Here is a 24509-nt window from a genome sequence, read left to right on the forward strand (position 1 = left end):
GCCAGATCCCCCGTCAGACGTTGGGCACCCGCCAGCTGGCGGCCAGTGCCACCAGTGCCAATCCCAACGCCACCATAAAGACCCCGTGGAAACTCCACACCTCCGCCACCACACCGGCGATTGCCCCCGCCATGATGGAGCCGGTGCGGATGCTGTTGGCAAACAGGGTGGTCGCCACCCCGGCCCGCCCCGGCATCAGATCCTGAAAGTAGGACATGCCGATCCCCGCCACGATACCGATGAAGATGGCGTTGAACAGCTGCAAGGCAATCAGGGCGTATTGATCGGTGAGAGTCACCAGACCGGTGTAAAAGGCCGCACCGGCCAGCACCGCCAGCAACATCATGGGGCGCTTGCCAAAGCGGGCCGTGTAGTAACCCGCCAGCAACATGAAGGGGATCTCCAGCGCCGCTGCCGTGCCCATCAAGATACCTGCCAGTTTCTCCTCCAACCCCAGCTCGCGGGTGATGTAAAGCGGCATATTGATGAGGTACATGCTGTTACAGGTCCACATCAGGGTGGAGGCGATAAAGAGCGCCCGCACCGCCGGATCCCGCCAGCTGCTGACCCGCTCGCTCTCTTCAGCCAGTTTGGGTAGTGGCAGCGAGGGCAGCCAGCGCCACACCACCAGGGCGCAGAGCAAGTAGGCCAGTGCCGAAGCCAGATACATCAGCTCAAAACCGTAGCCGATGGCCAGCGCGAAGGCGATGGGCGGGCCGATGACCCAGGCCAGCGAAAATTGGGCTCGCATCACCGAGCTGAACATGTCCGCCCGCCGGTTGCGGCTGTCGGAGTACTCCCGCGCCAGCGCAAACAACTGGGGGCTGGCAGTGGCCGCCAGCGCCGCCAACATGACCCCCAGACTCGCCAACAGCCAGTAGTTGCGGTTCCAGGCAAACAACAAGGAGAGCGCCACCCCGGCAAAGCAGCAGCGCAGGATCAGTCGCTTGCGATCCCCCTTGTTGTCGGAGCGATGGCCCAGCCACTGGCTGACCAGAATGCCCACCACCGCATTGATGGTATAGAAGAGCCCGACCAGAAAGGGGCGCACCTGTACCTCTTCGGCCAGAAACAGACTTAAGGTAGGCACCTGCAGTGCCACCGCGACGCCGGTCATAAAGGTCACGGCAAGAAATGAAAGAGAGACGGGATCCGGGCGTTTGACCGCCGCTATCGACAAGCTCATAGGGTTACCACTGATTGGAGGGACGATACGGGCTAACGGGCGGCAGCCGTATGAAAATTCGGCGCCTATCTTATGTCACTATCAAGAGCGGGCTCAAGGATGGCATAAGCAGGTGTGCGCCTTGCGAGGGAGGCCGCGACCCCGTAGAGTGAAAGCCCATCCTGCCAGCACAAGGAGTTCGCATGTTTGATTTTGATCAGGAAGTAGACCGCAGTGGCACCATGAGCCTGAAATGGGACAAGTACAAGGGTCAGGATGTGCTGCCCATGTGGGTTGCCGATACCGACTTTGTCTCCCCCCCGTCCGTGATCGAGGCGTTGACCAAACGGGTCGCCCACGGCATTTTCGGCTATTCACGCCCCTCGCCGCGCCTGATCGAACTCATTATCGAACGGATGGCGACCCGCTATGGCTGGGCAATCGAGCCCGAATGGCTGGTATTCCTGCCCGGCGTGGTGCCGGGGCTCAACCTTGCCTGCAAGGCGTGGAGCCAGCATGGCCGCGGTATCATCACCCCCAAGCCGGTCTACTACCCCTTCCTGCAGGCGCCGGGCTTCAATGATCGTCCCCTGCTCACCGTGCCGATGATTGAAGACGCCGGTCGCTGGGTGCTGGATCTGGCAGAGCTTGAGCGTCAGGCCCCCGCCGCAGATCTTCTGCTGCTCTGCAACCCCCACAACCCGGGCGGCACCATCTTCACCCGTGACGAGCTGCTGGCCATCGATGCCATCGCCGCGCGCCACAATCTGGTGATCTGCTCCGATGAAATCCACTGCGATCTGCTGCTGGATAAAAACGCCCGCCACATTCCCTACGGCGCCATCAGTGCGCAAGCGGCCGAGCGCTGCGCGGTGATGATGGCCCCGAGCAAGACCTTCAATATCGCCGGTCTCTGCTGCTCCTTCGCCATTATCCCCAACGCCCGTCTGCGCTTCAGGCTGCAGCAGGCGATGCGCGGCATCAGCGCCGACGTCAACCTGCTGGGCTTTGTCGCCGCCGAAGCGGCCTATGAGGGTGGCGAACAGTGGCTGACCGAGCAACTCGACTATCTGACAGCCAATCTGGCCCTGATCCAGCAAGCGGTTGCCCGCTGGCCCGGCGTCAAGCTGGCCAGTCATCAGGCGACGTATCTGGCCTGGATCGATGTGAGCGCCCTTGGCCTTGCCGATCCCATCGCCTTCTTCGAGCAGGCAGGCGTTGGTCTCTCCCCCGGCGCCCAGTTTGGCGACGGTCAGTTCGTGCGGCTCAACTTCGGCTGCACCAGGGCACGGCTGACCGACGCGCTGGCGCGGATGGAGCGGGCAATCCTCAACCACAACAAGCCCTGATCAGCCAGCAACGGGATGGGCAAGCCCCATCCCTTTTACCCTGTGTCATCAGCCAGCGGTCAACTCAGTCAACGGTCAATTATGTCTCTACGGATCTTGCATCACCTTCTGCTCCCACTCTGTGCACTCTCTGCGCTGCTCCCCTTTGGCAGCCAGGCGCTGACTATCGGAACGGGCCCGCTCAACGGGGTCTACTACCCGACCGGTGGCGCCATCTGCCGGGTGCTCAATGCCGGCCATGCCCTGCATGGGGACAGCTGCACCGTGCAGAGCACCCGTGGCTCGATGGCCAACCTCAAGGCACTCGACAAGGGGGACGTACAGCTGGCGCTGGTACAATCCGATGTGTTGCACCACGCCCTGCACGGCACCGGCCCCTTCAGCGGGCAGGGGGCCAACAATGAGCTGCGCAGCCTGTTTCGCCTCTATCAGGAGTCGTTGACCCTGCTGGCCGCCCCCAATAGCGGCATCACCACCCTGGCAGATATCGAAGGGAAGCGGGTCTATCCGGGCAACAACGGCGCCGGTGAGCAGATCACCAGCCAGGCCCTGATGGCAGCCATGGGATGGCAACCCGGGCAGTTTGCTGCCTATCAGCTCAAGTCGGAGAGCGAACCGCTGGAAGGGCTGTGCGATGGCTCGCTGGATGCCGCTTTTGTGGTAGCCGGTCACCCCAGTCTGGCGGTCGGCGATCTGATCAGCCGCTGCAAGGTGCGCCTCATCCCCATCGAAGGGGAGCAGATCGACACGCTGCTCAAGCAACACCCCTACTACCAGCGCAGCCGCATCGCTGCCAACCTCTATCCGGGGCAGACCTCCGCCATCAACAATATCGGAATGAGTGCCGAACTGGTGGCGCTGGCCAGCCTGCCGGACCCCATCGTCCGAACCGTGCGCGATACCCTGCTGGCCCGGGTCAAACAGTTCAGTCGGCTGCATCCTGCCCTGAGCAAGGTGACCCCCGAGCAGTTGCAGGCGCAAACCGAGCTGCCCCTCCATGCGGGAATGTCGGATCAACCGCCAGCCCCCTTGCCAATGACCCCCGAGCAGTTAACCGCGGAACAGCTGATGCCGGAACCGTTAACACCAGCGCCATCAGCCTCGGAGGCGGCGCCCACGACAGAGCAGGTGAGTGCCGCCGACGGGACGACAACGCCCATTGAAGCGCCCTCCGACGCGACCGCCACCAGCAGTGCCGCAGTGGCGACAGAAGCCACAGAGGTTAATCCCTTGCCCGAAGAGGCGCTCGAGGTCACCTCTGAGCTCACTGCGCCAGCCACCGAGGGTGAGAGCGGGGCCCCTTCGGCCTCTTCTGCAGTGTCAACGGTTCCACCACCATCAGCTGCCATTTCGACTCAGTTGCCACAGAGCGTCTCTGTGGCCACTACGCCGCAAGAGCAGGCAATCCAGCCAGCCAGCAGCGCAGCCACACCGCCACAGCACTGAGTGGTCAGCACCCACAAACGCATCAGGGCAGCCTCGGCTGCCCTGATTATTGATATGCGCTCGACAGTGGCGAAGTCGATTGGCCTGCTCACCTTGCCGTATCGCTACGGCTCCATCACCCGGGTCAGATAGGGGTTGGGCTTCTGGATCTCCTCCTCCACCCAGTGCAGCAACTGCTTGATGGCCCGCGACAACACCTGATTCTGGCGCACCACATAACCCAGACTGGTCCCGGGAAAGTCGCCGAGGCTGGTGACTGGCGCGGTGAGGTTGAGGCGCGGATGCAGGGAGAAGTCCGGCACGATGGCGACACCAAAGCCCGCCTCGGCCCAATCGAGCTGGGCGTCCACGCTGCCCACCTCCATGATGCGGCAGGGGGGCAAGGCCAGCAGCGGCAGGGACGGGTCGATCAGCGCCCGGGTGCGGGTGTCGTGACCGAGCAGGATCAGGGTCGGCTCGTCGAGGGGATCGCTCTCTCCCGCCACCGCTCGCGCCTGCCAGCGGGCAAGGCCGTGCCCCAGCGCGCACCAGGTCACCTGTTGCAGCTCGGTATAGAAGAGCGGTTCGCTGCGCTTTTGTGCCATGACAAAACCCAGATCCGCCTTGCCCGCCTTGACCAGCTCGGCGGCCTGATCCGAAGTGGTGTTGAACAAAGTAAGGTCGATGCCGGGAAACTCTCGCTTGAAGCGCTGGAACGGCTGGATCAGCAGCAGGCGGGAGATGATGTCGCTGGCGGCGATGGCCAGCGTCCCCTGGCTCAGCTGGTTGAGGGCATTGAGATCGGACTGGCAGAGCTGCAACTCGGCAATGGTGCGCTCGGCGCTTTGCAGCAGCCGCTCCCCCGCCTGCGTCAGGCGAAACGGACTGCGTTCGATCAGCCGCACCCGGGTCGCCTGCTCCAGCCGTTTGATATGCAGGCTGACATTGGGTTGGGTCATGTGCAGCTCGGTGGCGGTCTGGCCAAAATGTTGCAATCGGGCCAGAGTGACAAAGGTTTGCAGCCAGTGAATATCCAGCATAAGAGTCCCTCAACCCGCGAGGTGCGGGGCTTGTCAGGCAAAATCGAGCAGTTTGCCGCTTAATTGGCCATAATTATATGGTTCTCTTATCGGAATTATAAAGATAATTAATTTTTCTAATCCGCATCAGGCTCCTAGGATGGACGCCTAACGTCTTAGGAGAAAGAGTCATGTCGTCTATCGTAGTCGTAGGTGCTAACTGGGGTGATGAAGGCAAAGGCCGCATCGTGGATTATCTGGCAGGTCAAGCTGGCGCCAGCATTCGCTTCCAGGGCGGCAACAACGCTGGCCACACCGTGGTCAACGACCTTGGCACCTTCAAGCTGCACCAGGTTCCGAGTGGCGTATTCAACCCGGATTGCCTGGTTGTCCTCGGCCCGGGCATGGTGATCAGCCCCGAGAAACTGACCGTCGAACTGGATGAAGTCAAAGCCTCCGGCGTGACTCCGAAGCTGGCCATCTCTGACCGCGCAACCCTGTGCCTGCCGCTGCACGCACTGGAAGATACCCTGGAAGAGCAACGTCTGGGTGACGGCGCCTATGGCTCCACCCGTCAGGGCATCGCTCCTGCCTACGGCGATCGCGTCATGAAGAAAGCGATCCTGGTCGGCTGGCTGAAACAGCCGGACGTGCTGGTCGAGCGCATCCAGTTCATGCTGGACTGGAAACTGCCGCAGATGAAGGCTATCTACCCCTCTTTCGAATTCACCCAGACTGCCCAAGAGATGGCCGACTGGCTGCTGGAAGTCTCTGCCCCGTGGATCGACGCCGTCTGCAACGTCAGCATGCCGCTCAAAGCGCTGCAGGCGGAAGGCAAGACCCTGCTGTTCGAAGCGCAGCTGGGCGCTGGCCGTGACCTGATCTACGGCGAATACCCCTGGGTGACCTCCTCCCACGTATCCGGCGCCTACGCCGGTATCGGTGGCGGTTTGCCGGGTCTGCGCCCGGAGCGCGTCATCGCTGTGGCCAAGGCATTCAGCTCCTCTGTCGGTACCGGCACCCTGCTGACCGCCATGGAGAACCAGGACGAGTTCCGCAAGATCACCAACGAGTTCGGCGCTACCACTGGCCGTCCCCGTGATGTCGGTTACTTCGACGCCGTCGCCACCAAGAACGGTGTCGAGCTGCAAGCCGCCACCGAAGTGGCCCTGACCAAGCTGGACTGCCTGACCGGTCTGCCGGATCTGAAGATCTGCGTGGCCTACGAAGGTGCCCACACCGAGAACCCGATTTGGCCGCAAACCGCTGCCCTGAAGCCGGTTTACGAGCAGATGGAAAGCTGGAGCGAAGACATCACCGGCTGCCGCACCTTCGAAGAGCTGCCGCGCGCTGCCCAGCAGTACGTGCTGCGTATCGAAGAGCTGCTCGGCGTACCGGTTCCGATGGTTTCCGTCGGCCCGGGCCGTGACGAGATGATCCTGCGCTAAGCCGCATTTCTCATCGTCAAACAAAAAACCGGCATCCCTGATGCCGGTTTTTTTATGGCTGCCGTTTACCTTCTTGCCATAAAACCACCCAGAGGCTCAATTAACTCACCAATCGACCTCACATTGAGCCGTTCTGCAATAACATTCTACCCTGCCTTCGTTAAAGTGAACCCGTTACCACACGAGGAGTCACCCGATGAAATTGCTCAAACAGAGTGCCCTGTTGCCACTGCTCTGCCTGACGGCCATGCCAGCCTTTGCCATGACCCTGAAGAGCACAGACATTCACGAAGGCCAGCTGATGGCCAAACAGTTCAGCTTCAACGGCTTTGGCTGCAGCGGCGACAACCACTCGCCCCAACTTAGCTGGCAGGATCTGCCGGCAGGCACCAAGAGTGTTGCCATCACCGCCTATGACCCCGATGCCCCTACCGGCAGCGGTTGGTGGCACTGGCTGGTGGTTAACCTGCCTGCCACCCAGAGCGAACTGGCCAGCAATGCCTCCGGCAAGCTCAAGCAGGGATTGGAGATCCGCACCGACTTTGGCAGCCAGGGTTACGGCGGCCCCTGCCCGCCCGCAGGTCACGGCATGCACCGCTATCAGTTCACCGCCTGGGCCCTGCCCCATGATCTCGAGGTGAAGGCCGATACCCCGCCCGCTATGGTAGGCTACATGCTCAACAGCATGGCGCTCGGCAAGGCCACCCTGACCGCCACCTTCGTCACCCCCTAGGAGCCAACCGGATGAGCACTCCCCTGCTGCAACAGAGCCACTATCTCGGGATCCGCCAGCAGCCCCTGCATCGGGTGCTCATCTATGCTCCGACCCTCATCTGGGTCACCCAGGGGAGCAAGCAACTGTGGTGGCGCGAGCGACGTCTGTCGTTTGACAGGGAGCGGTGGCTGCTGATCCCGGCAGGCCACCAGCTCACCTTCGTCAATCAGCCGGAGCAGGGCAAGTTTCGCTCCCACGCCATCACGCTGCTCACTCCGCCGCCACCAGAATGGCTGGCCGAGTCAGCCCCTTCCCACGCTGAACTGGAGGAACCCGCCGTCAAGGTCACCCCCGGGCTCGCCTTCTGCTTTGAGCTCATCAGCACCATGGCCGAACGGGGACTGAGCGAAGCAACACAGGCCGAACTGCTGCGCGGCTTCTATGCCGAGCTGCGGGCCGCCAACGCCCTTGGATTGCTCTTTCCCGCCAGCACCATGACCCTCGCAGAGCGGCTGGCCCGCTACCTGGCGGTGGAACCCGGCATCGACCACACCCTGGAGGCGGTGGCCCCCCACTTCTCCATGAGCCGCGCCTCCATGGTGCGCAAGCTGGCCGCCGAAGGTCGCAGCTTTCGCCAGTTGCTGGCTCAGGTACGCATGAGCCACGCCCTCAACCTGTTGCAACAGGGCCTGACCCCGCTGGAGGTCGCCCTCGCCTGCGGTTATGACTCCCCCAGCCGCTTTGCCGCCCGCTTCAAACAGGAGTTTGGCCTGACGCCCCACCAATACCTGCACACCTGCCCATCCACCCTGCTCAGTCACGCCAGATAGTCGATAAGTAACTTCTCTGAAGAGAGTGACTGCCAGCAGTTGTGTATCCTTGGGCTGCGCAATGGATGGCAACATCCATAATGCAAAAGGCCTCCGGATGGAGGCCTTTCTGTTTTCACTCAAGTTGCACTCATACAATACCTGCCACGCTGCGGGTACGGGCTCGTCTTAGCCGTTCGTGAGCGGCAGAGAGAGCCGTTTGGCCAGTGCCTGGAAGTGCTGGCTCACCTCAGCCCCGAACAGGGGGTCGCCAATGGCGCGGTTCTGCCAGTTTTGCTCCAGATGACGCCAGTCATCCTCGGTCAGGGAGTCACGCAGATGGGGGAAGATCACCCCCTCTTCATAGTTCATGTGTGCCTCTTGCAGCTCCACGAAGCGCTCCAGCTTGGTGGTGAACTGATCGAGGGGGATCACAGCATCCATCAGGATCATCTCCACCATCTCCTTGAGATCGGCCCCGGCCTCCAGCAGCTTGACGTGCTCCTCCTGCAGGCGGTTGGCAACCTCCCCCTCCACCACCCTATATTTCAGGTAGTAGTCATAGATGAGGTCTTCCTTGGGATGGTGGTACTTGTCAGAGACCTCCCGCAGGTAGTCGATGACATCGCGCACCAGAAAATAGCTGATGGGCTCTTCGGCACGAATGGCTGCCAGCTTGTGCTTGAGCAGCTCCAAAAGTCGGGCGATGTTTAGATGGTCCTTGTGCAGACTGGATAACATGGGCACTCCTTGGCTCTGAATTAATCTTATGTCCCTGAGTATACGGTCATTTGTCGCCCGAACTTTGCACTCAATCAAGTGGGATGCAGACAGATTTCCACTCTATTGGACTCTTGCCCTGTTGTTCCAGCAAGCGATTGGTCTCGCTAAAGTGACCGCAACCGATGAAACCGCGGTGGGCAGAGAGTGGGCTCGGGTGCGGCGCGGTCAGCACATAGTGGCGCTGGCGGTCGATGAAACGTCCCTTCTTCTGGGCGTGGGCGCCCCACAGCAGGAATACCACACCCTGACAGCTGGCATTGATCTGCTCGATGACCCGATCGGTAAAGGTCTCCCATCCCAGATGGGCGTGGGAATGGGCCTGACCGGCCTGCACCGTCAGCACAGTGTTGAGCAGCAAGACACCTTGTTTGGCCCAGGATTCGAGAAAGCCGTGATTGGGTGTGACGAAACCTGGCAGGTCACGCTGCATTTCTTTATAGATGTTGACCAGTGAGGGGGGCGTACGCACGCCGGGCAGAACGGAGAAACAGAGACCGTGCGCCTGATTGGGGCCGTGGTAGGGATCCTGCCCCAAGATCACCACCTTGACCTGATCCAGCTCGGTCAGCTTGAAGGCATTGAACACATCGGTAGCTGGCGGGTAGATCACCTTGCCCGCTTCCCGCTCGGCTCTGACAGTTGCCAGCGTACTCTTGAAATAGTCCTGCTCTTTCTCAGAGCCAATCACATCACTCCAGGTCAGCACCCCGGCCTCCTCACTTGATACGGCGAAGGGCTCAGGATAGGGGGCCAGCCCGCAAGACGCAACCGTGGCTCACGCTTTCCAAAGCCTGGCGAGGCGCCCCGAGCGCTCCAGCTTGCGCAGCCCGGTATTGAACAGCAACATCAGACGGCGCGCCTCGGGATCGGCCTCGCGCATCAGCAGGTATCCCGGTTGCGACCAGATGGGGTCGGCAGCACCGGTCAGTGACAGCGATTGGGGATGACGAACGAGCGCCAGCTGGAACAGGGTCTGTGCCACCTGCTCATCCATCACCAGATAGTGGATCCGCCCGTCAAGCAGCTTGCCCATGCTCTCTTCATCAGACTCTGACCACTCGAGGTTGAGCCCGGCTTGGCGAGCGGCAAAACCATCGCCATAAAAATAGCCACGGGTCCCCCCGACCGGCTCGTGTTTCAGCTCACCCAGATTGACCGCGGGCGTACCGGTCAGCGTCATCAGGCGAGTGGTGAAATGGCCGAGCGAGGCGGAGAGATAGAAAAGCTGCCCCCGCTCGCGGGAGCAAAACCAGGGCATGGTGACCACATAGCGCCCCTCCAGAGTCAGTCGGTAAGCCTCGGCCCAGGAATAGAAGTGAAAACTGACATCGAGCCCCTCTTCGGCAAAGGCCTGGCGCACCACCTCGCAGAGGAAGCCCTGATTGGGCAACGACTCACTGATATAGGGCGGCCACTCGCCCACAGCAATACGCACCGTCTCGGCCCGTACCGCAACACTGCTTGCCCAGCAACAGCACAGGGCGAGCCATGCCCACTTTCGCCACCCATTATTCACCCGGCACTCTCCTCGCTTTTTTTGCTGAGTGTCGCCAACCCCTCAATTAACCTCAGAAAAAGCCGAAAAGATGTAGTTAAATTACTAGATTAACGAGATAAAAGATGCATAATTTGGATATCTTAAAAAATCAGAAAAATGACCTATTTTTGATTCAACTCAAGAATTTAATCCCATTGAAATGGCGTTTTGTCGGGTTTTCTTGATCTAGATCAATTTTGGTAATATTACCACCGTGGTATATATGACCCCATCAAAGAAAAGGTGTAAGGCAAGGGCCCTTTAAGTCATCGCCATCGACGGTAGCTTAAATACATCAGGGTAATTTCCTTACAGTTGGATTCGCGTTCCCATTGAGGAGTCATACCATGATCAAAGGCATTCAAATCACCCAGGCCGCCAACACCGCTCTGCTGAACTCTTTCTGGTTGCTGGACGAAGAGAAGCAACAAGCTCGCTGCATCTGCGTCAAAGGCGATGCTTTCGCTGCCGATCAAGAAGTGCAACTGGCTGACTTGGGTCAGTTCGAATACCGCGAACTGCCGGTTCAGGCTGAACCTGCTGTTGAAGGTGGCCAGCACCTGAACGTCAACGTGCTGCGTCGCGAAACTCTGGAAGATGCTATCGAAAACCCGGAGAAATACCCGCAGCTGACTATCCGTGTATCTGGCTACGCTGTGCGTTTCAACGCCCTGACCCCGGAACAGCAGCGTGACGTGGTTACCCGTACTTTCACCCAGAGCCTGTAATCAGCGCCCTGCAGTGAAGAGCTGATACTTGCGGTATCAGCACAAAAAAACGGCCGACTGGCCGTTTTTTTATGCGTGCTTGTCACCGCATCCTTATCAAAAAATGCCCAGCATTGCGGGGCATTTTCATCAGGCATGACAGCGTCGGGATCAGGCCGAGGTATCGAGGGGTTCGAAGCCCTTGATCAGGTCATCGATGGCCTTCATCTGTTTGAGGAAGCCTTCCAGCTTCTCCAGCGGCAGAGCGCTAGGGCCATCGCAGCGGGCAATTTTCGGATCCGGGTGTGATTCGATAAAGAGACCGGCCAGACCGACCGCCATGCCGGCGCGCGCCAGCTCGGTCACTTGCTCGCGACGGCCACCGGAGGCGGCACCCAGCGGATCACGGCACTGCAGGGAGTGGGTCACGTCAAAGATCACCGGATAGCCACCAGTGCTCTTCTTCATCACGCCCAGGCCCAGCATATCCACCACCAGATTGTCGTAGCCGAAATTGGCACCGCGCTCGCAGAGGATCAGCTGATCGTTGCCGCACTCCTCGAACTTGTCGGTGATGTTCTTCATCTGACTTGGGCTGAGGAACTGCGGCTTCTTGATGTTGATAACGTTGCCGGTGCGGGCCATGGCTTCCACCAGATCAGTCTGGCGCGCCAGGAAGGCGGGCAGCTGGATAACGTCCACCACCTCGGCGACCGGCTTGGCCTGATGGGGCTCGTGCAGATCGGAGATGACCGGCATGCCGAAAGTCGCTTTCAGCTCCTGGAAAATCTTCATCCCCTCTTCCAGACCCGGACCGCGGTAGGAGTGGATGGAGGAGCGGTTGGCCTTGTCCCAGCTCGCCTTGAACACAAACGGGATGCCCAGCTTGCTGGTCACTTCCACGTACTTCTCGCACACCGCCATCGCCATGTCGCGGGATTCCAACACGTTCATGCCGCCAAACAGCACGAACGGTTTGTCATTGGCAACGTCGATCTGGTTGATCTTGATATTCTTCTGTTCCATCTAAGACATCCTTAATAAAAGGGCCTGAAGCCAAGTTACTCCGTTGCGACCGGACGCAGCGGCCTTGATATTCTTCTGTTTCAGTTTCAAGCCGCCCTTAATGGAGGGGCTTGGGACTCAGATCCAGCGCGGCCAGCTGCACTTTCAGCACATCGGCGACCGGATCGTCCGGGCATTGTTCAATAAAATATTCAAAATCGTCGGCGGCCTGACGCGGGCAATCGAGCTGCTCGTAGATAAAGCCGCGATCCCGCGTCTCCAGCGGATCGCCGGGCTTCATCCGCAACAACAGCTCGCTGCAACGCAGCGCCTCGGGCATGCGGTCTTCCCGCAGCAGGGCCCCCTTGCTGACGTTGAGCAGCCGTTCGATGATCTCCCACTGGCCGGAGGGCTGCAGGTAGTCGGGGGTCAGGGTCGCCAAGTCCCCCAACGCACCGCGCAGCAGCAGCTCGATGCGGGCCAGGCTCAGCTCGTCGCCGGTAAAGGGGTCGACATAGACCTCCCCCTCGCCACCGGCAAAGCTCACCAGGAAGTGGCCGGGGAAGCAGATCCCCTCCACATCGAGCCCAAGCTTGCGCCCCAGCTGGATGATGAGAATGCCGAGGCTGACCGGGATCCCTTTGCGCTGAACCAGCACCTGATTGAGATCGCAGTTGTTGGCAGAGAAATAATCCTGCCAGTCGCCATGAAAACCGAGGCTGTGGTAGAAGCCCTGCAGCAACTGCTGGCGCACCTCATCGCAGGTGCCCTCTTCGATCTGCTCGTCCAGCCACTCGTCCAGCAGGTTCAACTCGCGCATCCCCTCCTCGACCGAGCCATAAATTTCGTCACTGACTGACAACGCCAGCTCGGTGATGTCGTGGGCTTCGAAATCGGTCCATTCGTCTATGTGTAACATTCTCTTCATGCCTTAGCCGAACACACTCGTCTGTTTGAGCACTGCCAACTTGGCAATAAAGTAGATCCAGCCGAGCGCCCCCAGAAAGGAGCACCAGCGCACCAGATTGCTTTTGGCCAGCCGCAGCGCCATCGCCGCCAGAAATACCAGCACCAGAATGGCCATCAGCTTCTCGCTGAGCCAGGGCGTTCCGTTATTGAGCGGGTTGAGATCCAGCACCATGCAGAGCAATACGCCGGAGAGCACCACCAGACCGTTGAGCCAGCCGCTGACCTTCATCACCGGCGCGCTATAGGCTCGACCAGTGGCGGTCTGTACCCAGTAGAAGCGGAGCATAAACATCAGCACGGCCCCGGCAATCAGGGTGAGGTGCAGGTGTTTGAGCACAAAAACCATATTCAATCCTTGCATGGGGGCGCACAGGCAACCCGCCGTGTAACAGTGAGGAACCGTCAGCGCAGCGGGCAGAGGCCCAGCGTCACCCTGTCGTTATCCCCGTAATCACGCACCGTGGTTACGCTGCGATAGCCCAGATCCTGCAGCAGCTGGCGCACCGCCTCCCCCTGATCCCAGCCATGCTCCAGCAGCAACCAGCCGTCAGGCAACAGATAAGCGGGGGCATGGGCCACGATGTGGCGGATATCGGCCAGCCCGGCGTCATCGGCAACCAGCGCCGAGCGAGGTTCAAAGCGCACGTCACCCTGCTCGAGATGGGGATCGGCGCCATCAATATAGGGGGGATTGGAGACAATCACCGCAAAACGTGGCGTATTGTCGCGATCCGGCTCGCCAAGGGGCTCGAACCAGCTGCCATCGCGCACCTCGATGGGTAACCCCAGCGCGGCGCTGTTCTCGCGGGCCAGCGCCGCGGCATCGGCCATCCGATCCACCGCCCACACATCGATTTCGGGCCGCTCGGACTTGAGCGCCAGCGCGATGGCGCCAGTGCCGGTGCCGAGATCCAGCACGGCGCACGGCCCCTGCGGGATTCTGGTCAGCGCCTGCTCGACCAGCACCTCGGTATCGGGGCGCGGGATCAGGGTCGCCGGGCTCACTTTCAGCGGCAGCGACCAGAACTCCCGCTCGCCCACCAGATGGGCGATGGGTTCGCCGTTGAGACGACGAGCCAGCCACGTCTGCAGGGTGGCCTGCTGGGCGGCATCCAGCTCACGCTCAGGCCAGGTCATCAGATAGCTGCGACGACACCCGAGCAGATTACAGAGCAGTACATCGGCATCGGCGCGGGGGGACTCCCCCTCAGCCAACACAGTCATGATATGGGCGCGGGCCTGCTGGATCTGCATCAGTGCCACTCCACCTTATGGGCAGAACACTTAATGCGAGCTTGCCGGATCACCATTTGCATTAGTTGTTCTCGGCCAGCGAGGCGAGCTGATCGGCCTGATACTCCTGCACCAGCGGAGTGATAACGCAGTCCAGATCCCCTTCCAAAATTTCGGAGAGGCGATAGAGGGTCAGGTTGATGCGGTGCTCGGAGAGGCGGCCCTGCGGGTAGTTGTAGGTACGGATGCGCTCGGAGCGATCGCCGGAGCCCACCAGATTGCGGCGGGTGCTCTGCTCGGCGGCGCGGTGGCGCTCATCCTCGGCCGCTTGCAGGCGGGCTGAGAGCACCGACATCGCCTTGGCGCGGTTCTTGTGCTGGGAGCGCTCATCCTGACACTCCACCACCAGACCGGTCGGCAGGTGGGTGATGCGAATGGCCGAGTCGGTCTTGTTGACGTGCTGACCGCCGGCACCGGAGGCGCGGAAGGTGTCGATCTTCAGATCGGAAGGGTTGATCTCGATCTGCTCGGCTTCCGGCACTTCCGGCAGCACGGCGACGGTACAGGCGGAGGTGTGCACCCGGCCCTGAGACTCGGTCTCCGGCACCCGCTGTACCCGGTGACCACCGGATTCAAACTTGAGACGGCCATAGACGCGCTCGCCGTCGATCTTGGCGATCACCTCCTTGTAGCCACCGTATTCACCATCGTTGCAGCTGACGATGGAGACGCGCCAGCCCTGACGCTCGGCAAACCGTGAATACATGCGGAACAGGTCACCGGCAAAGATGGCCGCTTCGTCGCCACCGGCACCGGCGCGGATCTCCAGATAGCAATTGTTGTCATCCTTGGGATCCTTGGGCAGCAACATCAGTTGCAGCTCCTGCTCCAGCGCCTCCAGATTGGCCTTGGCGAGCGGCAGCTCCTCCTGCGCCATCTCGCGCAGGTCGGCATCCTCCTCCTCCAGCATCATCTGGGTGGTCTCAAGATCATCCTGAGCCTGACGGTAACGCTGGAAGGCGTGAACGATATCTTCCAGCTGGGCATATTCGCGGGTCAGGGCGCGGTAGCGATCCTGATCCGAGACCACGTCTGGCTCGCCGAGCATGGCCTGTACTTCTTCGTGGCGCTCGATGAGGCCTTCCAGCTTTCTGATCAGTGACGGATTCATAACTCTTGCATTCTCAATGGAGGACGGGACAACCGGCAGGTTGCCCGAAAATTATGGCTCTTGTGACAACCCCAGCGCCTGCCGCAAGCGGGAGAGCTCGCTCTGATCCCCCTGGGAGGCAGCCTGGCGCAACGCCTGGGTCGGCGCGTGGATCAATTTGTTGGTGAGGCGATGGGCCATCGCCTTGAGCGCCTGTTCGGCACTCTCGCCCTGCGCCAATGCCAGCAGGGCCCGTTGCAACTCTTCATCAGCCACTTGCTGTGACTGATGGCGGTAATCGCGAATGAGGTCGACCGAGCTCTGGCCGCGATACCAGCCCATAAACTCGTCGCGCTCTTCCTGCACGATCACTTCCGCCTGTGCGGCAGCCCGTTTACGGGTTTCGAGGTTCTGCTCGATGATCCCCTGCAAATCATCCACCGTGTAGAGATAGGCATCGGAGAGCTCATCGACTTCGGCTTCGATGTCGCGCGGCACGGCAATATCCACCAGAAACATGGGTTTGAAGCGGCGGGCCTTCAGCGCGCGCTCTACCATCCCCTTGCCGATGATGGGCAGTGGGCTGGCGGTCGAGCTGATGACAATATCCGCCTCGTGCAGATAGTCGGGGATCTCTTCGAGCGTCATCACCTGGGCACCGAATTCAGCTGCCAGGGTCTGGGCACGCTGCAGGGTGCGGTTAGCCACCATCATCTTGGTGACGTTCTGCTCGCGCAGATGACGGGCCACCAGTTCAATGGTCTCCCCCGCCCCGACCAGCAGCACCTTGGTCTGGGAGAGATCGGAGAAGATCCGCCGACCCAGACTGACGGCAGCAAACGCCACCGACACTGCACTGGCACCAATCTCGGTATCGGTACGCACTCTTTTCGCCACCGAGAAGGATTTCTGGAACAACCGCTCCAGCGCCCCCTTCACCGACTCCGCCTGCTGGGCGTGAGCGTAGGATTGCTTGATCTGCCCCAGGATCTGCGGCTCCCCCAGCACCAGCGAGTCGAGCCCGCACGCCACCCGCATCAGGTGGCGCACCGCCTCTTCATCGTGATGCTGATAGATGGCAGTGACCAGTTCGGCCGCGTCCAGCCCGTGGAACTGTTGCAGCCAGCGCAGCACTTGCTCCTGCCGCTCCTCCTCCAGATTGCAATAGAGTTCGGTCCGGTTGCAGGTGGAGACGATCACCGCCTCGCTGACACCGGGTTGGCTCACCAGCTCACGCAAGGCGCGATCGATGCAGTCCGGGCCAAAGGCGACCCGTTCCCGCAAGGCGACACTGGCGGTGTTGTGGTTGATTCCGAGGGCAAGCAAACTCATGAGTGGGCGACGATCATTTCATACGCTGGGTGCAAAGGCTGCCAATTGTACGAGAAAGGGTAAGTCTTTAAAAGCAATACGGCCGCCCCGTATACTGTGGCAAATTCCTCTCTCTGGAGCCGTCTCTTGCTGCTACGTATTTTTACCCTCACCTGCCTGCTGTTGCTGGCCGGTTGTGCCACCACCCAGCCCCAGCGTGACCAGGTGAACTGGAACCAGGAGCGGGCCCGTCTCGAGCAGCTGACCCACTGGCAGCTATCCGGCAAGATGGCCATCATCACCCCCCAGCAAAAGGGCAGTGCCCGCCTCAACTGGCAGCAGGATGGCGATGATTATCGCCTCAACCTCACCAGCCTGATTGGCACCAGCATTCTGGAGCTCTCCCGCAGCAAGGGAGAGATCACCCTGCTCGACAGCGACGGCAATCGCCACCAGAGCCAGGATGCCGAAGCGCTCATCTATCAACTGACCGGCTGGAATATTCCGGTTGCGGGATTGCCAGAGTGGATCAAGGGGCTGCCGGGTCAGGCGGAGTTTGAACTCAACCCCGACAGCAGTCTGGCCAGCGTGCGCGACGGCCAGTGGCAGATCGTCTATGGCGATTATCGGGATCAGGATGGCTACCGCCTGCCGCACCAGCTGACCATGACCGGCCAGAACAGCCGCCTCAAGCTTCAGATCAACCAATGGACTCTTGCACGTTAATGGCTTCCACACGCTGGCCGGCACCGGCCAAACTCAACCTGTTTCTACACGTCAATGGCCGTCGTCCCGATGGCTATCACGAGCTGCAGACCCTGTTTATCTTCCTCAACCACAGCGACTGGCTCGAGTTCGAGGTGATACCGAATAGCGACACACTCACCCTGAGCCCGGCCATTCCCGGGGTGCCGGATGAGCAGAATCTGATTATCCGGGCGGCGCGCCTGCTGCAAGCAACCCTGTCGAGCCCGCAAGGTGCCCATATCCGGCTGGAGAAAGTGCTACCCATGGGTGGCGGCATTGGCGGCGGTTCGTCCGATGCAGCGACCACACTGGTAGCGCTTAACCACCTCTGGCAAGCGGGTTTGAGTGAAGATGAACTGGCAGCGCTTGGCGTCCAGTTGGGGGCCGATGTGCCGGTGTTTGTCCGTGGCAAGGCGGCCTTTGCCGAAGGCGTGGGCGAGCGGCTGCAACCGGTCGAACTGCCCGCTGCCTGGTATCTGGTGCTCAAGCCCGATTGCCATGTAGCGACCGCAGCCGTATTCCAGGATCCGGACCTGCCGAGAGCCACGCCGAAAATGGCGCTGGACAACCTGCTGGAAGGCGAGTGGAAAAACGATTGCGAATCACTGGTGAAAAAGCGCCACCCCGAGGTTGCCAATGCGCTCGGCTGGTTGCTAGAATACGCGCCGTCAAGAATGACGGGCACAGGAGCCTGCGTCTTTGCTCAATTTGAAGACGAAGTGACTGCTCGGGAAGTGTTGGCCTGCGTGCCGAAGGGACTTGATGGGTTTGTCGCCAAGGGCGAGAACATATCACCTCTCTTCTCCACATTGCAACAGTTCAAATGATTGGGGTATCGCCAAGCGGTAAGGCAGCGGGTTTTGATCTCGCCATTCCTAGGTTCGAATCCTAGTACCCCAGCCAATTCCCAAGTATCAATGATGCGTTGTGATTAACGTGGCCGGTTTTGCACTCGGCCACGGATTCGGGTTACCGGTATCATCACAATCATTGGGCAGCAGACACCTTGTACGTTATCTTGATAAATCGTTTGCCCCAAAACGATAGGGTCTGATTTCAGACTCCCCCACATACTGGATGCAACCCCGAGGTTTCAAACCGTGCCTGACATGAAGCTGTTTGCTGGTAACGCAACGCCGGAACTAGCCCAGAAGATCGCAGATCGCCTGTTTATCAAACTCGGCAATGCTGCCGTAGGTCGCTTTAGCGACGGCGAGATCAGCGTACAGATCAATGAGAATGTACGTGGTGGCGATATCTTCATCATTCAATCCACCTGTGCCCCGACCAACGACAATTTGATGGAATTGATCGTCATGGTGGATGCTCTGCGTCGTGCTTCAGCTGGCCGTATCACTGCCGTTATCCCCTACTTTGGTTATGCCCGTCAGGACCGTCGCGTCCGCTCCGCCCGTGTACCCATCACCGCCAAGGTTGTCGCTGACTTCCTCTCCAGCGTCGGTGTGGATCGCGTGCTGACCGTTGATCTGCATGCCGAGCAAATTCAAGGTTTCTTCGACGTTCCGGTAGACAACGTGTTCGGTAGCCCGGTGCTGCTGGAAGACATGAAGTCCAAGAACCTCGAGTCTCCTGTCGTTGTCTCCCCGGACATCGGTGGCGTCGTGCGTGCCCGCGCCATCGCCAAGCTGCTGGATGACACCGACATCGCCATCATCGACAAGCGCCGTCCCCGCCCGAACGTCTCCCAGGTCATGCACCTGATCGGTGACGTTGCCGGCCGCGACTGCATCATCGTTGACGACATGATCGACACCGGCGGCACCCTGTGCAAAGCCGCAGAGGCCCTGAAAGAGCGCGGTGCCAAGCGTGTATTCGCTTACGCCACTCACCCGGTCTTCTCCGGCTCTGCCGTCGAGAACATCAAGAACTCCGTGATCGATGAACTGATCATCACCGACTCCATCCCGCTCACTGCGGAGATGAAAGCGGTAGGCAAGGTCAAGCAGCTTACTCTGTCAACTGTACTGGCCGAAGCCATTCGTCGCATCAGCAACGAAGAGTCCATCTCTGCCATGTTTGAGCATTGATAGATTCAGCAATAACGAAAACCGCCATCAGGCGGTTTTCGTCTTTCTGGACCATCTCTTTCCAACTTTCTGCTATCTGGTACGACCCTGCCCCCGGCAGGCTTAAGGATTTACCCATGAATTGCTTGCGTCCCCTCCTGCTCGCGACCCTCACCTCCGCCCTGTTCGCCTGTCAGCCCGTCAAAGAGAACCCGCCCTTTGTGCTGACCCTGGCGCACATGAACGACACCCACTCCCAGTTTGATCCGGTCAATGCTGAGATCAAAGGGCAGATCTTTGCCCAGCAGGGGGAGACAGACACCCTCTATACCCGCTTTGGCGGTTATCCACGCCTGCTGACCATGGCGAAAGCCTATCAGGCCGAGGCGCTGGCCAAGAACCAGCCCTTGCTGCTGCTGCACGGCGGCGATGCCTGGCAGGGCAGCGGCTACTTCAAACTCAACGAGGGGATGGCCAACGCCGAGTTGCTGAGCCAGTTCGGCCTCGATGCCATGGCGCTGGGCAACCACGAGTTCGATCTGGATAACCAGAAGCTGGCCCGCTTCATCAAGGGGGTCAACTTCCCGGTGCTGGCCGCTAACCTCGACACCAAGGCCGATCCGGCCCTCAGCAAGGCTGACAACCTCAAACCCTTCGTTGTCTACGCCTTTGACGGCAACCAGAAGAGCCCGGTCACCGATCTCGACAACCTGCCACAAGGCAAACAGCTGGTCGCCGTCATCGGTCTGGTGCTGGAAGACATGGGCAATATCGCCCCCAACGTCGGCAAGCTGCGCTTTGGCAAGGAGGTCGCCTCGGCTCAGGCCACGGTCGACATGCTGCAAGCCAAGGGGATCCACCAGATCGTGGCGCTGACCCACATCGGCAACGAGCGGGATCTGGCACTGGCGGCCAAGGTAAACGGCCTCGATGCCATCGTCGGCGGCCACTCCCACAGCCTGCTCGGCGATTTTCGCAATATCGGCTGGGGCAAGACCGGCGATTACGCCAAGCTGGTGACCAATCCGGATGGCATCGGCAAGACCTGCGTGGTGCAGGCGGGCTCCTACGCCCAGGCCATCGGTCTGGCACAGGTGACCTTTGACAGCCAGGGTCAGGTGACAGACTGCCAGGGCCACAACAGCCTGCTGGCCAGCCGCGACTTCTTCGCCGATGCGGCGCGCAAGCAAGCACTCGACGAGACCCGCAGCAAAGAGGCGAGCCAGTTTGTCGACAACCAGCCCAATCTGGTGACCGTGGATGAAGACCCGCGCCTGCGCGGCATCATCGACAGCCACTACAAACCGGCGCTGGAGAAAGCTTATGGCCCAGTGATCGGCACCATCCCCGAGCAACTGCAAAATGCCCGTCGTCCCGGTGACAACGGCAGCGACAGCCACGGCTCAGATGTAGCGCCGCTGGTTGCCGAAGGGGAGTTCTACTGGGCCAATACCCCAGCAGTGCAAGCCCTGACCGGCGGCCCGGTCGATTTTTCTCTGGTTGCGGTGGGCGGCGTGCGCGCCGACCTGCCTGCTGGCGAATGGCGTGAGGGGGATAGCGCCCTCACCCTGTTGCCATTCAAGAACCAGCTCGCGGTGCTGACCCTGACCGGCGCCGAGGTACGCGCCCTGCTGACCGAGACCATCACCGCCACCCTGCCCGCCAGCGCCCATGCCGGCAAGTTCCCCTATGGCGGCCACCTGCGTTACACCTTCCAGGAGACCGACGCAGGCAAAGCGGGCACCCTGACCCAATTGCAGCGCAAGACCGCAAGCGGCGAGTGGCAAGATCTGGTGGATAGTCAGCGCTATCGGGTGGTGATGAACGCCTACAGCGCCAACGGCAACGATGGCTGGCAGGCACTGGCCAATGCCCAGCGTCAGAAGAGCGAGCGGGTTGACATCGCCAGCGTCAATGGCAAGCTGACCGCCTTCCCGGTGCTGAAGGTGGCACAAAACGGTGAACTGCTGAGCGCCGTCTATGCCCCGGGCCAGGCCCTCGATTGCAAAGCCAGCGGCGTGGATTGCGGCACCGATGCAGCGTCTTTTGTGGAGTATGTGCGCGATGCCCGTCCCACCCTGACCGCTCTGGATGAAGAGACCGTCACCCTGCTGCGTACCAAATAACGACGGTAGTCAACCGGGCACAATCCATCGGTCAACTGAAACGGGCCTCTTGCAAGAGGCCCGTTTGCCCACCGTTAGCCACCCATTGGCCGCAATAATGCTGCAAATCCCGCCATAACATGCGCATTGGTTGAGTGATCGCCACTCGGCGGCTAGAATATTGCGTCCTATTGCCCTGGGTAGTGTGCCCACGGCAGCTGCGAGTGAAGACATCAAGCGTGACAAGCGAAATCAAACTGATCGTCGGACTGGGCAACCCCGGCCCGGAATATGCCAAGACCCGCCACAACGCGGGCGCCTGGTATGTGGAGCAACTGGCCCGCTGGCACAATGTCAGCCTGCGTGAAGAACCCAAGTTCTTCGGCCATACTGCCCGCATCCTGGTCGAGGGGCAGGATGTGCGGTTGCTCATCCCGAACACCTATATGAACCTCTCTGGCAAGGCGGTGGCCGCACTGGCGCGTTTGTATCAGATTGAGCCGGAAGCGATTCTGGTGGCCCATGACGAACTGGATCTGCCGCCGGGCATCGCCAAGTTCAAGCAAGGTGGTGGTCACGGTGGCCATAACGGCCTCAAGGACATCATCGCCAAGATGGGCAACAACAATAACTTCTTCCGGCTGCGTCTCGGGATCGGCCATCCCGGCAGCAAAGAGCAGGTGGCAGGCTTCGTCCTGACCAAGGCCCCCAGCAGTGAACAGAACCTGATCGACGCCGCGCTGGACGAGTCCCTGCGCGCCACCGACATCCTGTTCAAACAAGATATGACCAAGGCCATGAATCGCTTGCACAGCTTCAAGGCGGAAAAGGGTTAGGTCGGTTTGACCCTGTACGGGCATTGTGCCGGTACATGAGCAACGACCAGAACAAGCATGACATGGGCCGCCTGCGGGCGACCCCCAACAGCATCCATCAAGTAAGGTAACAATCCATGGGTTTTAAATGCGGTATCGTGGGCCTGCCCAATGTAGGCAAATCCACCCTGTTCAACGCGCTGACCAAGGCCGGTATCGAAGCCGCCAACTTCCCGTTCTGCACCATCGAGCCGAACACAGGTGTGGTGCCGATGCCGGATCCCCGCCTCGATCAGCTGGCTGCCATCATCAATCCGCAGCGCGTTGTGCCGACCACCATGGAATTCGTCGACATCGCCGGTCTGGTTGCCGGTGCCTCCAAGGGTGAAGGTCTGGGTAACCAGTTCCTGGCCAACATCCGTGAAACCGAAGCGATCGGCCACGTTGTGCGCTGCTTCGACGACGAGAACATCATTCATGTTGCCGGCAAGGTCTCCCCTGCTGACGACATCGAAGTGATCAACACCGAGCTGGCCCTGTCGGACCTGGACGCCTGTGAGCGCGCCATTCACCGTCAGTCCAAGCGCGCCAAAGGCGGCGACAAAGATGCCAAGCTGGAAGTGGAAGTGCTTGAGAAGATCAAGGTCGCGCTGGAAAACGGCCAGATGATCCGCGGCATGAAGCTGGATAAAGAAGAGCTGGCCGCCGTGAGCCACCTCAACTTCCTGACCCTGAAACCCACCATGTATATCGCCAACGTGGCGGAAGATGGTTTCGAGAACAATCCCTATCTGGACAAGGTGCGTGAAATCGCCGCCGCCGAGAACGCGGTCGTAGTCGTGGTCTGCTGCGCCATCGAAGCCGACATCGCCGAACTGGACGATGAAGATCGCGCCGAGTTCATGGCAGATCTGGGCATCGAAGAGCCGGGCCTGAATCGCGTTATCCGCTCCGGCTACCAGCTGCTCAACCTGCAGACCTACTTCACCGCCGGTGTGAAAGAGGTACGCGCCTGGACTATTCCGGTCGGTGCCACTGCCCCGCAAGCGGCTGGCAAGATCCACACTGACTTTGAAAAAGGCTTTATTCGCGCCCAAACCATCGCCTTTGAAGACTTTATCAACTACAAGGGTGAGCAAGGCGCCAAGGAAGCGGGCAAGATGCGCGCTGAAGGGAAAGATTACATCGTCAAAGATGGCGATATCATGAACTTCCTGTTCAACGTCTAATCCCATGACAGGCCAGCATTTGCTGGCCTGTTTTTTATCTGCCATTGCCCGGGCAATCATGGCAATGTCTTAAAAAAAAGCAGATTGTTGGGCTTTTGCGCAACAGAGACCAATAACTGGTCAAACGCACTCAAATTGCGTTTTTCTGGCAAAAAAAGGGTTGACGCCCCAGAGCCAGATACGCATAATTCGGCCCGCACGGTGACGAGGCAACGACTCACCGGAAGCAAGGTTGGCTATGTAGCTCAGTTGGTTAGAGCATCGCACTCATAATGCGGGGGTCACAGGTTCGAATCCCGTCATAGCCACCATCTCTAGTTGGGGTATCGCCAAGCGGTAAGGCAGCGGGTTTTGATCTCGCCATCCCTAGGTTCGAATCCTAGTACCCCAGCCATTTTTAAAAGTTCTTTGCCAGTCCCGTGACTGTTGAGGAGCGCTGTTGGGGTATCGCCAAGCGGTAAGGCAGCGGGTTTTGATCTCGCCATCCCTAGGTTCGAATCCTAGTACCCCAGCCATTTTTAAAAGTTCTTTGCCAGTCTCATGACTGTTGAGGAGCGCTGTTGGGGTATCGCCAAGCGGTAAGGCAGCGGGTTTTGATCTCGCCATCCCTAGGTTCGAATCCTAGTACCCCAGCCATTTTTCTGTTCTCTTCCACATCAGTGGTCGATAACAAACGGCTATGTAGCTCAGTTGGTTAGAGCATCGCACTCATAATGCGGGGGTCACAGGTTCGAATCCCGTCATAGCCACCATTATTTCTGTTGGGGTATCGCCAAGCGGTAAGGCAGCGGGTTTTGATCTCGCCATCCCTAGGTTCGAATCCTAGTACCCCAGCCATTTTTCTGTTCTCTTCCACATCAGTGGTCGATAACAAACGGCTATGTAGCTCAGTTGGTTAGAGCATCGCACTCATAATGCGGGGGTCACAGGTTCGAATCCCGTCATAGCCACCATTAATATT

General features: G+C 59.9%; 22 protein-coding genes, 8 tRNA genes and 1 pseudogene. 20 read left to right on the top strand and 11 right to left on the bottom strand.

The window, feature by feature from the left end:
- Positions 1–13: 13 nt before the first annotated feature.
- Positions 14–1186, bottom strand: coding sequence for an MFS transporter (locus tag AACT07_RS01275; protein WP_069526368.1), 1173 nt, complete (start codon positions 1184–1186; stop codon positions 14–16).
- Positions 1187–1368: 182 nt separating this feature from the next.
- Between AACT07_RS01275 and AACT07_RS01280 the strand changes: the two genes are divergently transcribed.
- Positions 1369–2514 (top strand): MalY/PatB family protein, encoded by a 1146-nt coding sequence (locus tag AACT07_RS01280; protein ID WP_069526369.1) that lies wholly within the window; start codon positions 1369–1371, stop codon positions 2512–2514.
- A gap of 81 nt (positions 2515–2595) precedes the next feature.
- On the top strand, positions 2596–3960 hold the full coding sequence (locus AACT07_RS01285; RefSeq protein WP_069526370.1) for a TAXI family TRAP transporter solute-binding subunit: 1365 nt from the start codon (positions 2596–2598) through the stop codon (positions 3958–3960).
- Positions 3961–4064: 104 nt separating this feature from the next.
- Here the strand turns inward: AACT07_RS01285 and AACT07_RS01290 are convergent, their stop codons facing one another.
- Positions 4065–4979 (bottom strand): LysR family transcriptional regulator, encoded by a 915-nt coding sequence (locus tag AACT07_RS01290; RefSeq protein WP_005353868.1) that lies wholly within the window; start codon positions 4977–4979, stop codon positions 4065–4067.
- Positions 4980–5149: 170 nt separating this feature from the next.
- On the opposite strand from AACT07_RS01290, the gene AACT07_RS01295 reads away from it, so the two are divergent.
- The 3 genes from AACT07_RS01295 (at position 5150) to AACT07_RS01305 (ending at position 7951) form a co-directional block, all read left to right on the top strand.
- Positions 5150–6406: an adenylosuccinate synthetase gene (locus AACT07_RS01295; protein ID WP_005353870.1), complete on the top strand. Its 1257-nt coding sequence runs from the start codon at positions 5150–5152 to the stop codon at positions 6404–6406.
- A gap of 196 nt (positions 6407–6602) precedes the next feature.
- Positions 6603–7139, top strand: coding sequence for a YbhB/YbcL family Raf kinase inhibitor-like protein (locus tag AACT07_RS01300; protein WP_069526371.1), 537 nt, complete (start codon positions 6603–6605; stop codon positions 7137–7139).
- An 11-nt stretch (positions 7140–7150) separates the two neighbouring features.
- Positions 7151–7951 (top strand): helix-turn-helix transcriptional regulator, encoded by an 801-nt coding sequence (locus AACT07_RS01305; protein ID WP_069526372.1) that lies wholly within the window; start codon positions 7151–7153, stop codon positions 7949–7951.
- Between the two features lie 168 nt (positions 7952–8119).
- On the opposite strand, the gene AACT07_RS01310 is transcribed toward AACT07_RS01305, so the two are convergent.
- The 3 genes from AACT07_RS01310 to AACT07_RS01320 all read right to left on the bottom strand — a co-directional run bounded on the left by AACT07_RS01310 (position 8120) and on the right by AACT07_RS01320 (position 10229).
- Complete coding sequence (locus AACT07_RS01310) at positions 8120–8671, bottom strand: hemerythrin domain-containing protein (RefSeq protein WP_005362195.1); 552 nt, start codon at positions 8669–8671, stop codon at positions 8120–8122.
- 70 nt (positions 8672–8741) lie between these two features.
- Positions 8742–9419, bottom strand: a complete 678-nt coding sequence (ung, locus tag AACT07_RS01315; RefSeq protein WP_005353881.1) for a uracil-DNA glycosylase — start codon at positions 9417–9419, stop codon at positions 8742–8744.
- 69 nt (positions 9420–9488) lie between these two features.
- The gene (locus AACT07_RS01320; RefSeq protein WP_069526373.1) at positions 9489–10229 is read right to left on the bottom strand and encodes a substrate-binding periplasmic protein; all 741 of its coding nucleotides are present in this window, start codon (positions 10227–10229) and stop codon (positions 9489–9491) included.
- A gap of 368 nt (positions 10230–10597) precedes the next feature.
- On the opposite strand from AACT07_RS01320, the gene grcA reads away from it, so the two are divergent.
- On the top strand, positions 10598–10978 hold the full coding sequence (grcA, locus tag AACT07_RS01325) for an autonomous glycyl radical cofactor GrcA (protein WP_005334936.1): 381 nt from the start codon (positions 10598–10600) through the stop codon (positions 10976–10978).
- A gap of 150 nt (positions 10979–11128) precedes the next feature.
- Here the strand turns inward: grcA and kdsA are convergent, their stop codons facing one another.
- From kdsA to hemA, 6 genes are all read right to left on the bottom strand, one after another.
- A complete protein-coding gene (kdsA, locus tag AACT07_RS01330) occupies positions 11129–11983 on the bottom strand; it encodes a 3-deoxy-8-phosphooctulonate synthase (RefSeq protein ID WP_005334937.1) in 855 nt (284 codons plus the stop codon).
- A gap of 97 nt (positions 11984–12080) precedes the next feature.
- Positions 12081–12881: a SirB1 family protein gene (locus tag AACT07_RS01335; protein ID WP_005334938.1), complete on the bottom strand. Its 801-nt coding sequence runs from the start codon at positions 12879–12881 to the stop codon at positions 12081–12083.
- A 12-nt stretch (positions 12882–12893) separates the two neighbouring features.
- A complete protein-coding gene (locus tag AACT07_RS01340) occupies positions 12894–13277 on the bottom strand; it encodes a SirB2 family protein (protein WP_005334939.1) in 384 nt (127 codons plus the stop codon).
- Positions 13278–13333: 56 nt separating this feature from the next.
- Positions 13334–14185 (bottom strand): peptide chain release factor N(5)-glutamine methyltransferase, encoded by an 852-nt coding sequence (prmC, locus tag AACT07_RS01345; RefSeq protein ID WP_069526374.1) that lies wholly within the window; start codon positions 14183–14185, stop codon positions 13334–13336.
- 61 nt (positions 14186–14246) lie between these two features.
- Positions 14247–15335, bottom strand: coding sequence for a peptide chain release factor 1 (gene prfA, locus AACT07_RS01350; protein ID WP_042061304.1), 1089 nt, complete (start codon positions 15333–15335; stop codon positions 14247–14249).
- 51 nt (positions 15336–15386) lie between these two features.
- A complete protein-coding gene (gene hemA / locus AACT07_RS01355; protein ID WP_005362209.1) occupies positions 15387–16646 on the bottom strand; it encodes a glutamyl-tRNA reductase in 1260 nt (419 codons plus the stop codon).
- A 126-nt stretch (positions 16647–16772) separates the two neighbouring features.
- Here hemA and lolB point away from each other — a divergent pair, with 126 nt between their 5' ends.
- The 14 genes and pseudogenes from lolB to AACT07_RS01425 all read left to right on the top strand — a co-directional run bounded on the left by lolB (position 16773) and on the right by AACT07_RS01425 (position 24501).
- Complete coding sequence (lolB, locus tag AACT07_RS01360; protein WP_069526375.1) at positions 16773–17351, top strand: lipoprotein insertase outer membrane protein LolB; 579 nt, start codon at positions 16773–16775, stop codon at positions 17349–17351.
- A pseudogene (ispE, locus tag AACT07_RS01365) lies at positions 17351–18221 on the top strand (4-(cytidine 5'-diphospho)-2-C-methyl-D-erythritol kinase). Before lolB ends, ispE begins: the two are co-directional and overlap by 1 nt.
- Positions 18201–18275 (top strand) — tRNA-Gln (locus AACT07_RS01370). The pseudogene ispE and the gene AACT07_RS01370 overlap by 21 nt, the downstream one beginning before the upstream one ends.
- A 197-nt stretch (positions 18276–18472) precedes the next feature.
- The gene (locus tag AACT07_RS01375; RefSeq protein ID WP_005343846.1) at positions 18473–19420 is read left to right on the top strand and encodes a ribose-phosphate pyrophosphokinase; all 948 of its coding nucleotides are present in this window, start codon (positions 18473–18475) and stop codon (positions 19418–19420) included.
- Between the two features lie 116 nt (positions 19421–19536).
- Positions 19537–21525 (top strand): bifunctional metallophosphatase/5'-nucleotidase, encoded by a 1989-nt coding sequence (locus tag AACT07_RS01380; RefSeq protein WP_069526377.1) that lies wholly within the window; start codon positions 19537–19539, stop codon positions 21523–21525.
- A 218-nt stretch (positions 21526–21743) separates the two neighbouring features.
- Positions 21744–22340: an aminoacyl-tRNA hydrolase gene (gene pth, locus AACT07_RS01385; protein WP_069526378.1), complete on the top strand. Its 597-nt coding sequence runs from the start codon at positions 21744–21746 to the stop codon at positions 22338–22340.
- Between the two features lie 116 nt (positions 22341–22456).
- Positions 22457–23548: a redox-regulated ATPase YchF gene (gene ychF / locus AACT07_RS01390; protein ID WP_005353921.1), complete on the top strand. Its 1092-nt coding sequence runs from the start codon at positions 22457–22459 to the stop codon at positions 23546–23548.
- Between the two features lie 234 nt (positions 23549–23782).
- Positions 23783–23859: transfer RNA gene (locus AACT07_RS01395), tRNA-Met, on the top strand.
- Positions 23860–23867: 8 nt separating this feature from the next.
- A tRNA-Gln gene (locus tag AACT07_RS01400) sits at positions 23868–23942 on the top strand.
- 46 nt (positions 23943–23988) lie between these two features.
- Positions 23989–24063 (top strand) — tRNA-Gln (locus AACT07_RS01405).
- A 46-nt stretch (positions 24064–24109) separates the two neighbouring features.
- Positions 24110–24184 (top strand) — tRNA-Gln (locus AACT07_RS01410).
- 39 nt (positions 24185–24223) lie between these two features.
- Positions 24224–24300 (top strand) — tRNA-Met (locus AACT07_RS01415).
- A gap of 10 nt (positions 24301–24310) precedes the next feature.
- Positions 24311–24385 (top strand) — tRNA-Gln (locus tag AACT07_RS01420).
- 39 nt (positions 24386–24424) lie between these two features.
- Positions 24425–24501: transfer RNA gene (locus AACT07_RS01425), tRNA-Met, on the top strand.
- Positions 24502–24509 lie beyond the last annotated feature (8 nt).

This window comes from Aeromonas sp. ANP5, assembly GCF_963870295.1.
GTDB lineage: Bacteria > Pseudomonadota > Gammaproteobacteria > Enterobacterales > Aeromonadaceae > Aeromonas > Aeromonas veronii.